The sequence below is a fragment of the Clostridium sp. SGI.024 genome, assembly GCF_050315195.1.
Lineage (GTDB): Bacteria > Bacillota > Clostridia > Clostridiales > Clostridiaceae > Clostridium.
Map to the genome: position 1 here is coordinate 40,606 of NZ_JBNPON010000013.1, position 13,506 is coordinate 54,111.

Consider the following 13,506-nt stretch of genomic DNA (forward strand, 5'->3'; position numbering starts at 1 on the left):
ATTTTTATATGATATAAGAAGGAGTGATATAGATGGATTTTATTAAAAGAAATATTGATTTGCAGAAAAAATATGAAAAACATTGGCTAAATAAAATAGAAATAGTAGTAAATAAATTTAATGATTTTGAGAAAGAAGGAGAGTGTTATACATGGAAAAATATTAACTCAATAGTAAATATTTTAAAAGAAATAGGCAAAGAGGATACTCATCTGTTTTTACCTTTAAGTGGGGGAAATCATTTTAATGATTGTAAATTATCAAGTGAATCAGGATTTATTGATTTAATAGCTCAGGGAGTATATCGTGTTTTACCAAAACAGTTGAAATTATATAGAAGAGGAGATATTAACTGGGATTATTTTATACTAGAAACAGAAAAGTGCAATAGAAAATTAGATTTTGAGATTAAAGGGAATGAAGTTTCTGAGGAGTTGATAGAGAGTAGATATGGGGAGTATATTGAGTATTCTGATGGAAAATATGAAGAACTTATTGAAGCGGGAAAGAATGTAGATAATATGAAAGTGATAGAAAGAGTATTTAAATCAGTAAAATATGCAATATTTAATGAATATTCTTTATATAATAATGATAATTTTACTTTAATTTTTAAAAAAGTTAGTGCGTATGATTCATTGCAAAATAAATTAAGTTCTAAAGAATTTAATGAGCTTATTGGATTTATGAAAAGTGTATATGATGAAAGCTTAAAAGATTATTATAATAAATAATATATAAAAATACTTTATTTTAGGATTTTTAAGGAGGATATTATATGAAAAATATAATATTAGAATTTGATAAAAGAAAAATAGATAAAGAAGAAATGAGAGAGCATATAGATTACTATGTAAGTATGTCTGAGAAAGGATTTGAGTTTCTTAGCAAGAATGATAAAAAAGGAGCTATGGAAATACTTAAAGAAATAAGAAAATATATGAAGAGTGAATTTGATTATTATAATAAATCTAAAGTTAGTAAATATGTAGAGAATAATAAACTTTACAGTACATATTGTAATGGAATATATGAAGCATTTGCCAAACAAACTAGACCAACATCATATGAAATGTTAAGTAGCAATTTATATGATATACAAGATTACATGAGTCATTATGGGATGGAGATATTTTTAGATGAATATGACTTATATGAGTAAAAGAAAAATGCCCTTATTGAAAGGTATTGAAACCTAGTAATAAAGTCAATCTTACAAGTATTGATATGTTAAGAAGGCAATTAATTTTTGCCCCCTTTTTTGCCCCTTATAGAATAAAATATTATAATTTTTTATAATGAAAAATAATTTATAAATTCAGTAAATAAGCCATTTTAAGAATATTCTAATATATAATAGGTTAGCATTACCCCTCCCTGAAGGATGGGATGAATAGAAAAAATGGAACTACTTTAAGTAGTTCTATTTTTTTACTGGAAAATACATAATAATTAGATGGATTTTAAATATATATTAACAAAAATAAGTGTATTTTAAATATTTTATGAATAAAATATATTTAAATTAATTTATTTGCGTATTTTAGCCATATAATAGTAATTTCAATAAAAATACTGAAATTGACAGTGTAAATTATGGAATATATAATTATTCTAAATAAGGTGAATGAATAGCGTTATATTTATTCAGTTACATAGCTTAAAGGAGAGCTGCATATGAAAATATTTAAAAATTTGAGCCCGGGCAGAATAATTGTTTTGGGATTTTTTTCTGTAATAGTGATTGGAACTATACTTTTAAAATTACCTATATCAATTCGTGAAGGCGTAACTGTATCTTGGGTAGATGCTTTATTTACATCAACTAGTGCAGTCTGTGTAACAGGACTAATTGCTATTGATACTGCTGATACATTTACTGTGTTTGGACGAGCAGTAGTAGCATTATTAATTCAAGTAGGTGGACTAGGAGTTACTTCAGTTGGTGTTGGCTTCATCTTGCTTATGGGAAGAAAAGTTGGAATAAAAGAAAGAGTATTAATTAAAGAATCTATGAATCTTGATTCAATGAAGGGGCTTGTAAAACTTGTTAAATCTGTTTTATTAGTTACTTTGAGTTTTGAAGTGGTTGGAGCAATACTAAGTTATTTAGTATTTTCAAAAGACTATAGCCCATTAGATGCATTAGGAATAAGTGTATTCCATTCTATAGCAGCATTTAATAATTCTGGTTTTGATATTCTAGGTGGACTTAGAAATCTAATACCATATCAAAGTAATGTATTATTAAATTTAACTACATGTGGACTAATTATTTTTGGAGGATTAGGATTTTTAGTTATTAAAGAAATAATTATGGTAAAAAAATTCAAAAAATTCAGCCTACATACAAAGGTAGTTATAACTGTAACAGCTATTTTACTTGTAGTAGGGACTATATTACTTAAAGCAACTGAAGATATATCATGGCTTGGTGCATTTTTCTTTAGTACTTCTGCAAGAACAGCTGGATTTAGTACTTATAATCTTGGGAGTTTTACAAATGCAGGATTATTTACTTTAACTGTTTTAATGTTTATTGGAGCTTCCCCAGGGTCAACAGGTGGAGGTATAAAAACTACTACAATATTTACTTTAATTAAGAGTATATATAGTACATCTACAAATAAAAATTGTGAATCCTTTAAAAGAAAAATACCATCAGCTGTTATTTTTAAAGCTTTTAATATATTTGTACTTGCTATTATGGTAGTTTGTTTTGGGGTATTTCTATTAAGTATATTAGAACCAGGGCGTACATTTATTCAATTATTAGTTGAGGTTACTAGTGCTTTTGGTACAGTAGGATTATCTACTGGAATTACTCCAGATCTTAAAGACTTAAGTAAAATAATTATATCTATTATTATGTTTATTGGTAGACTAGGACCAATGACTATGGCAAGTATATGGCTAGTTAAAGAACCATCAAATGCTTGTTATTCAGAAGAAGCAGTTATAATTGGATAGGAGGATAATATGTTTAATCATAAAGTATCTATAGAGTTTGGAATAATTGGAATAGGAAGATTTGGATTTGCTCTGGCTAAGACATTAATAGAAGCAGGAAAAGAAGTTATAGTTTTAGATAGTGATGAAAATAAAATAAAACAAATAAGAAACTTAACAGACAATGCTTTTGTAGTAAATAACTTAGGAAAAGAGGCACTTGAGGAGACTGGAATTCAAAATTGTGAAACTGTATTTGTGTGTATAGGTGAAAAGATAGATGTTAGTATTTTAACAACTTTAAATGTAATAAATATGGGCGTGAAAAGAGTTATTGCAAAAGCTAACACTTATGAGCAAGGGTGTGTATTAAAGAAAATAGGGGCTGAAATTGTGTATCCAGAAAATGATATGGCAATTAGAATAGCAAATAGATTATTAAATGAAGAAGCCTTTGAATTTATTGAATTAAATAATGATATTCACATAGAAGAACTTAGGGTTACTGAAGTAATTGATGGAAAATCAATATTAAAATCTAAAATACGTAATGAATTTGGACTAAATATTATAGCTTTAGAAAGAGATGAAGAAACTATAATTGAATTGGATCCTAATTTTATATTAAAGGAAAATGACTTTATAGTTGTTATAGGTAAGAAAAGTTCTATTAGAAAATTTGAAGAATATTTAAATCATAAGTAAAATAAAATATAGTATATTCATAAATAGTAAAAAAGAGTGATTTGCCAAAATCACTCTCCAGATTTTATCTGTTAATGGCTATTTCATTCCACTTGGAAACTACTAAAGCTTACATATATATAATAACAAATAATTAAATTTAATCAATATTTAAAATTTGGATTATAGATGAAGATTAGTGGCTAATTTGACTAACAATGGATATTTAGTTAAATGATAGAGAAATAGTATAATTATATCTTTTATTAATAAATTAATTGTGTTATAATTTTGGAGTATTTTTAGTTATGGGGGAGTATAATCATGAAACATATTAAGACAATTAATAAAACAAATATTAAAAATAGCTTAGTAAAACCAGGTTGTAAAGAATGTGCTAATTCATGTCAATCAGCTTGCAAGACATCTTGTACAGTTGCAAATTTAGAGTGTGAAAACTAATTAAGAGAAAGCGGCAACAAAAGTGTTGCTGCTTACTTTTTGTTAGAATAAGCTTTTGGAGGGAGTTAAATGTCTTTAATACACAAATTTAAACAAGGCGAAAATTATTTTGTATTAGATGTTAATACAGGGGCAGTTCATATAGTAGACGAGTTAGTATATGATTTAGTTCATGATGATGGAATGAAGGATAAAGAAGAAACTATTAAGCTTTTATCAGATAAGTATGATAAAAATGTTATTGAAGAAGCTTATGAAGAGATATTAGAGCTTATTAATGATGGAATGTTATATTCAGAAGATAAGTATGAAGATATAGCTCATGGGTCTATGGAAGACAGAGATTATATTAAGGCTGTGTGCTTAAATATAATTCATGGCTGTAATTTAAGATGTAAGTATTGCTTTGCAGATGAAGGAGAATATAATGGACATAAAGGAGTTATGTCTTTAGAAACAGCCAAAAAAGCAATAGATTACGTAGTAAAAAGAAGTGGTCCAAGAAGAAATATAGAAATAGATTTATTTGGTGGAGAGCCAACAATGATAATGGATACTGTAAAAGAAATAATACAGTATGCTAGAGAAAATGAAAAAGAGTGGAAGAAAAATATTAGATTTACAATGACAACAAATGCTACTCTTTTAAATGATGATATGATGGATTTTATGGATAAAGAAATGGGAAATATCATATTATCATTAGATGGTAGAAAATGTGTTAATGATAATGTAAGAATAAAGGTTGATGGAAGTGGTTCTTATGATGATATACTTCCAAATATAAAGAAAATGATCAAAAAGAGAACACCTGGTAAGATGTATTATGTTAGAGGAACATTTACAAGAGCAAATACTGATTTCTTTGAAGATGTAATGGCTATGGTAAATGAGGGTTTTGATGAAGTTTCTATTGAGCCAGTAGTACTTGAGGCGGGACATCCTCTTGCATTAAGAGAAGAAGATTTACCTGAAATAATGAAAAATTATGATAAACTATATGAAGATATGGCAAGAAGAAAAAGAGAAAAAAATGGAGAATACAACTTCTACCACTTCAATGTAGATTTAAATGGTGGACCATGTGTTTATAAGAGAATTTCAGGCTGTGGAGCAGGTTTTGAGTATGTTGCAATAACTCCACAAGGAGATGTGTATCCATGCCATCAATTTGTAGGAAAAGAAGAGTTTAAACTTGGAAGTATATATGATGATACATACAATAAAGAGCTTGGAAAGGAATTTAAGAAGGCACACATATACAATAAACCTAAATGTAGAGATTGCTGGGCAAGATTCTATTGTAGTGGAGGTTGTCAAGCTAATAACTTTAGCTTTAATGGAGATATGAAAATACCTTATGAAGTAGGTTGTAAAATGCAAAAGAAGAGAATTGAATGTGCTATTGCTTTAAAGGCAGAATAATATAAATAAAAGGTTGGTATTTGCTTATGTTCAAATATCAACCTTTTATATTACAATAATAAGAGGAATACTTATTGGAGGATAAAATGGAATTTACATTAAAAAATAATATAAAACTTATATATAAAAAAACAACATCTAAATTAACTTCAATGTCCATATCTATAGACGCAGGAGCTGGAAAAGAAAAAGATTTATTAGGAGTAGCTCATGCAACTGAACATATGGTATATAAGGGTACAAAAAATAGAACAGAAGATAATATAAACAAAGATTTAAGTAAGGTTTTTGGGTTTCAAAATGCAATGACAAACTTTCCATATGTTATTTACTATGGAACTATGTTAAATGAGGATTTTGAAATAGGAACAGAAATTTTTTCAGATATAATTTTAAATCCAATTTTTCCATCTGAAGGCTTTGAAGAAGAAATGAAAGTAATAATTGAAGAACTAAAGGAGTGGGATGAAGATTTAGAGCAGTTTTGTGAAGATAAGCTATTTATAAATAGTTTTAAAAATAGAAGAATTAAATACCCTATTATAGGTAAAGCTGATCATTTAATGAAAATTAAGTTAGAAGATATAAAAGAGTTTTATAAAGAAAATTATATACCTTGCAAAACTTCTATAGCAGTAGTTTCTTCTTTAGAGTTTGAAAATGTTAAAAACATAATTGAAAAGTATTTTGAAGCATGGGGAAATTCAGAGTGTGAAGAAATAAATGAAGAAATTATTTATGATAAAGATAATTTTGGAGTATATAAAGACAAAAGAGAAGGGATTAATAGTTGTAAAGTTCAAATCATATTTCCAATAGATAAATTAGATCATGATGAAATAAAAGCATTGAGAATATTTAATGAATACTTTGGAGAAGGAGTTAATTCTTTATTATTTGATACATTAAGAACTAAAAATGGGCTTGTATATGATATATTAACTAAAATTTCTTATGAAAAGTATATAAAGCTTTATAAAATAACTTATAATACTTCAAAGGAAAACTTAGAAAAAACCTTAGAATTAATAAATAAATGTATAGAAAGAATAGATGAATTTGATAAAGTAACAAATGATGAAGATATAAGAAATTATATAAAATCTATGAAGCTAAGAAGATGGTTTAGAGAAGAGCAAAATATAATTTTAGCAAAAGAACTATCAACATATAATACTATGTTTGGTGATTATAAAGTATATTCAGAAGAGTTTAATAACCTTATTAATATAGATAAGAAGTACATATTAAATGTGATTATGAAAGTATTTAAGGATAAGTCAGTAGAAATAATATATAGTTAAAATAGAGTTAATAATATTTAAAAAGGAGATAATAATGAATAAAGCACCTTTATTAGAAGAGTTATTAAAATATCATAAAGAAGATAATTTAATATTATCAATGCCAGGGAATAAGAGTGGTAAAGGTTTTTTAAGAGATACTTTAGGAATAACTTTTAAAGAAGCTTTAGGAACATTAGATATTACAGAAGTTGATTCCTTAGACAATTTACATTGCCCGGAGGGGGTAATAAAAGAAGCACAGGAACTTTTAGCTAAAACCTATGGCGTTAAAAAAGCTTATTTTCTTGTAAATGGAAGCTCATGTGGAAATTTAGCCTCAATATTCTCTGCTTTTAATGAAGGAGATGAGGTATTAGTAGAAAGAAATTGTCATAAATCAATATATAATGCAATTATATTAAGGAAATTAAAGGTAGTTTATATTGATGCAGTTATAGATAATAATTTAGGGATTTTTTTACCACCTAGAGAAGAAGAAATATTTAAAGCTTTTGAAAAAGCAAATAATCCAAAGGGAATTATATTAACTAATCCAAATTATTTTGGAATTTCGTATAAATTAGATGAAACTATACAAAGACTTAGGGAAAAGGGACTAAAGATTATAATAGATAGTGCACATGGTGCACATTTTGGAATATGCAAAGAACTTCCTAAATCTATGGCTAAATTAGGAGATTATGTAGTTTTAAGTTCACATAAGACTTTACCAAGCTTAACTCAAGGTGCATTTTTATTAGTAAATAGTGATGATGATAATATTGACTTTTACATAAAAGCTTTTATGACTACATCACCATCTTATTTAATTATGGCTTCTTTAGACTATGCAAGATATTATTTAGATAATTATGGAGAAGAGGATTATTATAGCCTTATTGAAAGAGTAGAATTTTGGAAGGAAAAAATAAATTCCCTTGGTAAAGTTAAGATTATAAGTCATATAAAAATAGATAAAAATTATATAATGGATAAAAGTAGATATTTAGTTACATTAAAGGAGGGATATAGTGGCCACAAGCTTTTAGATTATTTAAAAGAGAAAAATATACAATCAGAAATGAGTTTTTCTAAAGGGGTAGTATTAATTTTAGCTACGTGCAACAGTGATAATGATTTTGAAAAACTTTATTATGCAATAAAAGAATTGAATATGAAGCATATAAGTTCAGTAGAAAAAAATTATATCTATAAAAATATAGTGCCCGAAAAAGTTTTAGAACCATTTGAAGTATTAAATTTAAAGTATAAAAAAGTTTTTTTAAATGAGGCATTAGGGAAAATATCAAAGAATTTTATAGTTCCATACCCACCTGGAATTCCAACAGTATGTCCAGGTGAAATTATTACTTTAGAAGTAAAGGAATTAATAGATGAATATTTAAGAAATAATTTAACTGTTATTGGAGTTAAAGATAAAAATATTGAAATAATAGATATTTAAAGCTTTGGTATATTATTTTGAATTAATTAATTCAATTCATAGTAAAAACCATAAGAAGGATAAAAATGGATTATAGTAAATATTGACATATTTTATGTGTTTAAATAAAATAATTTCTTGTAAGAGGAGGAATTTTTATGGAGAGAAATAAAGGAAATATATCAATTCATACTGAAAATATTTTCCCTATTATAAAAAAATGGTTATATTCTGATAAGGATATTTTTATTAGGGAACTTATTAGTAATGGATGTGATGCAATAAGTAAATTAAAAAGATTAGTTAACTTAGGAGAAGCAGAAGTAAGTGAGGATGAAAAATACAAAATCTTAGTTTCAGTAAATAAAGAAAAGGGAACATTAAAGTTTATAGATAATGGGATTGGTATGACTGATGAAGAAGTGAAAAAGTATATTAATCAAGTTGCATTTTCTGGAGCAGAGGATTTTATTAATAAGTACAAGGATAAAATTAATGAGGATAAGGATATAATAGGACACTTTGGGTTAGGCTTTTATTCTGCATTTATGGTTTCAAAAAGAGTTCAAATTGATACATTATCATATATAGAAGGTGCAGAAGCTGTAACTTGGGTTTGTGATGGTGGAACTGAATATGAGATATATCCATCTGAAGATAGAAAAGAAAGAGGAACCACTATAACTTTATTTATTGATGATGATAGTAAAGAATTCTTAGAAACTTATAAAGTTAGAGAAGTTATAGAAAAATATTGTTCTTTCTTACCAATAGAAATATATCTAGAAGAAGAGGGGAAAGAAGTAAAAGAAGAAGATTTAAAACCTCTAAATGATATAAATCCCCTTTGGATGAAAGCACCAAAGGATTGTACAGATGAAGAGTATAAAGACTTTTATAAAAAGGTATTTATGGATTACAATGATCCTTTATTTTGGATTCATTTAAATGTAGATTATCCATTTAATTTAAAGGGAATATTATATTTCCCTAAATTAAAACATGAATTAGAAGCAACAGAAGGTCAAGTTAAATTATATAATAATCAAGTATTTGTTGCTGATAATATAAAAGAAGTAATACCAGACTTTTTACTGTTATTAAAGGGTACAATAGATTGCCCAGATTTACCTTTAAATGTTTCTAGAAGCTTCCTTCAAAAAGATAAAGATGTTATGAAAATTTCTAAACATATAGTGAAAAAAGTAGCTGATAAGCTAGTTGCTCTTTATAAGAATGAAAGAGAAAATTTCAAAGGTTTCTGGAAGGATATACAAATATTCATTAAATATGGATGCTTGAGAGATGAAAGTTTCTATGAAAAAATTAAGGATATAATTATTTTTAGAAAATTAAATGGTGAATATATAACCTTAAAAGAATACCTTGAAGAAAATAAAGAAAAGCATGAAAATAAAGTTTTTTATGTAACTGATGAAAAACAACAATCACAATATATTAAAATGTTTAAGGAAGCAAACTTAGATGCCTTAGTATTAGATTGTTCCTTAGATAATCACTTTATTAGTTTCTTAGAAGCAAAGGAAACAGGTGTTACATTTGCAAGAATAGACTCTGATATTTCGGAAACATTAAAAAATAATGAAGCTGAAGAGCTAAAAGACATAAATGATAAGATAAAGAATCTGTTTAGTAAAGTTTCAACTAATAATGTAAAAGAAGTTAAAGTAGAAAGTTTAAAAAATTCAGAAACACCGGCTATAATATTAGTGTCAGAGCAATCAAGAAGAATGTCTGAAATGAGTAAGATGTTTGGTGGTATGGATATGCCAGATATGTTTAAAGAAGAAAGAACTTTAGTGGTTAATAATAATAATCCAATTATTAAGAAGTTATCTTCAATAGATATAGAAGGAAAAGAGGAAAAAGTAAATTTAATTTGTAATTATATATTTGATCTTGCCTTATTATCCAATAAAGAATTAGCACCAGAGGAAATGGATAATTTCATAAATAGAAGTAATAAGTTATTAAATATGGTTATTGAATTATAAATTTAATTACCTAAAAGATATATATAATTAAAGTTATTAAAAACTCCGCAAGGAGTTTTTTTTATTTATATTTACAGAATTGTATCGATACAATAGACAAAATGCAAATCTTGGATTATTATAAAGTAAATAACTTTTAGAAGTAGGTGCACTTATGAATGAAGTTAAAAAAGTAGCAACAATTAATGATTTATCTGGAATAGGAAGGTGTTCCTTAACAGCAGCAATGCCGGTTTTAGCTGCATTAGGAGTTCAATGTTGCCCATTCCCAACAGCAGTATTATCTTGTCAAACTGAATTTGACAAATTTACTTTCTTAGATATTACTGATGAAATGGTTAATTATAAAGAGGCTTGGGAGAACTTAGGGATAAATTTTGATTGTATTTATAGTGGGTTTTTAGGATCAGAAAAGCAAATTGATATAGTATTAGATTTTGTAAAAGAAAAGAAAAAAGCTTTAATAGTAGTAGATCCTGTTATGGGGGATAATGGAATTATTTATGATACATTTACAAATAGTATGTGTGATAAAATGAAAAAACTAGTATCTGTTGCAGATATAGTTACTCCTAATTTAACTGAAGCTTGTATTTTAACTGGAGAAATATATAAAAAATATGAAACCAGCGATGAGAAAGTAATGGAAATTGCAAAGGAAATATCAAGTATTGGTCCTAGGAAGGTAATAATAACTGGAGTTATTAGAAATAATAAAATTTTTAATTTTGCTTATGATAAAAAAGAAGATAAATTTTTTAAGGTGGAATCATATTTTAATAACGAATCTTATAGTGGTACAGGGGATATTTTTACTTCTATAATTATAGGACTACTATTAAATGGTCATGATTTAAATTATGCCATAAAAAATGCAACGAAATTTATTTATAAATCAATTGAGTTTACATCTAGGTTTAATTCGAGTCCCAAAGAGGGAATTATGTTTGAATTATTTTTAAAGGAGTTGATTTTAATAAATGAACACAAATAATAAAACTAAAAATATAGTATTAACAGCGCTTTTTGCAGCAATGATATGTATAACTATTGCTTTTTTATTTCATATTCCAACAGGATTTAATGGGGGATATATTCATTTGGGTGATACCCTTATATATTTAGCAGCTGTCCTTTTACCTACACCATATGCAATGGTGGCAGCGGCCCTTGGAGCGAGTCTTGCAGATATATTAATGGGTGGAATGATTTGGGTTATACCAACAATAATAATTAAGTCTTTAATGGTGATATTTTTTACTTCTAAAGCAGATAATATAATTTGCAAACGTAATATTATTGCAGTATTTATAGCAGGATTTGTTGGATGCTTTGGGTATTATTTAGCAGGGGCTATTATTTCAGGAAACTTTATTGCTCCACTTGCAACTTTATATTTAGAATTTATACAACCTTTAGTAAGTGGTATAATATTCTTAGTAGCAGGTTATTCTTTAGATAAGATAAAGATTAGAGATAAGATTTCACATGCTTCAGCAAAATAGATATAATTAACAAGAGGTAATCCTATGAAGGTTATGACATTTAATTTAAGAACAGATTTTCCTTTAGATATTAATAATAGGTGGAATAAAAGAAAAGAAATAGTCTATGAAATTATAAATAATAATGATTTTGATATAATTGGAGTGCAAGAGCTAAATAATAAAATGTTTAAAGATCTTACTTCTGAAATATCTAATTATAATTTTGTAGGAGTTCCAAGAAGTAAAAGATACTTTATAGAAAGAAATGATATTTTAGTTTCTACAAGGCATAGAATTTTAGAATATAATACTTTTTGGTTATCAGAGAGTCCAGATAAAGTAGGGAGTTCTATTTGGTATTCAGTATTTCCAAGGATTTGTACTACAGCTTTAATAGAATTAGAAGATGGTAATATAATCAGAGTTTATAATACTCATTTAGATTTTTTATTTTCTAAAGCAAGGGAATATGGGCTTAGGAAAATATGTGAATATATAGAAGATAAGCATAAAAAAGATGATTATCCAGCAATACTAATGGGAGATTTTAATGCTAGTCCAAAAAGTAAAGCCATTAAAGAATTTTCAGAAGGTAAGTATAGTGCTAAGAAATTTATAACCGTTCAAGAAAATAAAAAAGATATATATTCTATGTCTACCTTAAGCAAGTTTAAAGGAAAGAAAAAAGGACTTCATATTGATTATATTTTTGTTACAGAAGAATTTAATGTTAGAAAAAGCGAAATAATATATTATAATAAGAGTGGGAAATATCCTTCGGATCATTATCCTATAAGTGCTGAATTAGAAATTATTGAGTGATAGGGGCTGTCGCGTTAGCGGGTAAAAAAATCCGCTGGCGACAGCCCCTTCTTTTTATGGTAAATTGAACTCTAATTAAGTAAAGAACTATCAAACAAATTATATTTAAAGATTTACAAACATTAAATAGTTTGATTGATGAATCATTGGCATCATATGCTGCAAAAGAATTATATGATTTAAGCCCTACAATTGAACAAATAACTAAAGCACCTAATAAAAAACTCTTTTTTTCATATCTATTCTCATCTCATTACATTTTCATAAACCAATCTCCATATATTTGATAATTAGTTACCCCTGAAAAAACCCTCGCATTCCAAACTGATGTATTCAAATCATTTCCATAATATAAATCATTAAGTACTTTTGAACTAAATGAATAATAAGAATATGTGTCTTGTCCAGGACCTATCCATCCTAAATAAGCATGTGATTGCCCATCCCCATCAGACATATTAAATGGATTGTATAAAGATTGATTGTTTGCAGAATAACATGCATCTATAAACGCAAATTTATAGAATCTGGTGTTAGTATAAAGTAGTGGACACATTAAGTCGAACTAAGTAAAATTATATTTAGTTAAGAAAGGATGTATCCATTATGTGGAAGGGCAAAAGATATGACACGAATTTATGAAATAGGAACTTTTTATCCAAATACAACTATTAATGTAAGGGATTATCCAAGTTTACAAGGAAATATAGTTGCAAGCTATACTAATTGAGAAAGTCTTATTTATGATTCATATGTTGTAAATTATGGCTATATTTGGTTAAGTTATATTGCTTCATCTGGATCAAGAAGATACGTAGCATGGAGAGTACAAGGTGGCGAAACTTTTGGTAAAATTGTATAATCTATAATAATAAATTTTATTTATTATTATTATCCTAAAAAGTCGAAGATATAATACTATCTCTTCGACT

The 13,506-nt window shown here is 26.7% G+C and carries 14 protein-coding genes; 13 read left to right on the forward strand and 1 reads right to left on the reverse strand.

Annotated features, from left to right (window positions below):
- Positions 1-32 precede the first annotated feature (32 nt).
- The 12 genes from ACQRD5_RS06225 to ACQRD5_RS06280 all read left to right on the forward strand — a co-directional run bounded on the left by ACQRD5_RS06225 (position 33) and on the right by ACQRD5_RS06280 (position 12,574).
- Positions 33-734, forward strand: a complete 702-nt coding sequence (locus ACQRD5_RS06225; protein ID WP_294170780.1) for a hypothetical protein — start codon at positions 33-35, stop codon at positions 732-734.
- Between the two features lie 44 nt (positions 735-778).
- Positions 779-1,162: a hypothetical protein gene (locus tag ACQRD5_RS06230; protein WP_294170782.1), complete on the forward strand. Its 384-nt coding sequence runs from the start codon at positions 779-781 to the stop codon at positions 1,160-1,162.
- Between the two features lie 515 nt (positions 1,163-1,677).
- Positions 1,678-2,970, forward strand: coding sequence for a TrkH family potassium uptake protein (locus tag ACQRD5_RS06235; RefSeq protein ID WP_427746620.1), 1,293 nt, complete (start codon positions 1,678-1,680; stop codon positions 2,968-2,970).
- A 9-nt stretch (positions 2,971-2,979) separates the two neighbouring features.
- Positions 2,980-3,654, forward strand: coding sequence for a potassium channel family protein (locus ACQRD5_RS06240; RefSeq protein ID WP_291624832.1), 675 nt, complete (start codon positions 2,980-2,982; stop codon positions 3,652-3,654).
- Between the two features lie 303 nt (positions 3,655-3,957).
- Positions 3,958-4,095, forward strand: coding sequence for a six-cysteine ranthipeptide SCIFF (gene scfA, locus ACQRD5_RS06245; RefSeq protein WP_016208429.1), 138 nt, complete (start codon positions 3,958-3,960; stop codon positions 4,093-4,095).
- 69 nt (positions 4,096-4,164) lie between these two features.
- The gene (gene scfB / locus ACQRD5_RS06250) at positions 4,165-5,520 is read left to right on the forward strand and encodes a thioether cross-link-forming SCIFF peptide maturase (RefSeq protein ID WP_291624833.1); all 1,356 of its coding nucleotides are present in this window, start codon (positions 4,165-4,167) and stop codon (positions 5,518-5,520) included.
- Between the two features lie 86 nt (positions 5,521-5,606).
- The gene (locus tag ACQRD5_RS06255; protein ID WP_427746621.1) at positions 5,607-6,824 is read left to right on the forward strand and encodes a M16 family metallopeptidase; all 1,218 of its coding nucleotides are present in this window, start codon (positions 5,607-5,609) and stop codon (positions 6,822-6,824) included.
- 34 nt (positions 6,825-6,858) lie between these two features.
- Positions 6,859-8,271: an aminotransferase class I/II-fold pyridoxal phosphate-dependent enzyme gene (locus ACQRD5_RS06260; protein ID WP_427746622.1), complete on the forward strand. Its 1,413-nt coding sequence runs from the start codon at positions 6,859-6,861 to the stop codon at positions 8,269-8,271.
- Between the two features lie 137 nt (positions 8,272-8,408).
- Positions 8,409-10,265, forward strand: coding sequence for a molecular chaperone HtpG (gene htpG, locus ACQRD5_RS06265; RefSeq protein WP_321129259.1), 1,857 nt, complete (start codon positions 8,409-8,411; stop codon positions 10,263-10,265).
- Between the two features lie 154 nt (positions 10,266-10,419).
- Positions 10,420-11,259: a pyridoxamine kinase gene (locus tag ACQRD5_RS06270; RefSeq protein ID WP_291624837.1), complete on the forward strand. Its 840-nt coding sequence runs from the start codon at positions 10,420-10,422 to the stop codon at positions 11,257-11,259.
- Positions 11,246-11,770: a TIGR04002 family protein gene (locus ACQRD5_RS06275; RefSeq protein WP_291624838.1), complete on the forward strand. Its 525-nt coding sequence runs from the start codon at positions 11,246-11,248 to the stop codon at positions 11,768-11,770. The genes ACQRD5_RS06270 and ACQRD5_RS06275 overlap by 14 nt, the downstream gene beginning before the upstream one ends.
- 24 nt (positions 11,771-11,794) lie before the next feature.
- Positions 11,795-12,574, forward strand: a complete 780-nt coding sequence (locus ACQRD5_RS06280; protein WP_291624839.1) for an endonuclease/exonuclease/phosphatase family protein — start codon at positions 11,795-11,797, stop codon at positions 12,572-12,574.
- Positions 12,575-12,827: 253 nt separating this feature from the next.
- Here ACQRD5_RS06280 and ACQRD5_RS06285 read toward each other — a convergent pair whose 3' ends face one another.
- Positions 12,828-13,031: a hypothetical protein gene (locus ACQRD5_RS06285; protein ID WP_294363647.1), complete on the reverse strand. Its 204-nt coding sequence runs from the start codon at positions 13,029-13,031 to the stop codon at positions 12,828-12,830.
- A 282-nt stretch (positions 13,032-13,313) separates the two neighbouring features.
- On the opposite strand from ACQRD5_RS06285, the gene ACQRD5_RS06290 reads away from it, so the two are divergent.
- Positions 13,314-13,436, forward strand: a complete 123-nt coding sequence (locus tag ACQRD5_RS06290; protein WP_369293040.1) for a hypothetical protein — start codon at positions 13,314-13,316, stop codon at positions 13,434-13,436.
- Positions 13,437-13,506 lie beyond the last annotated feature (70 nt).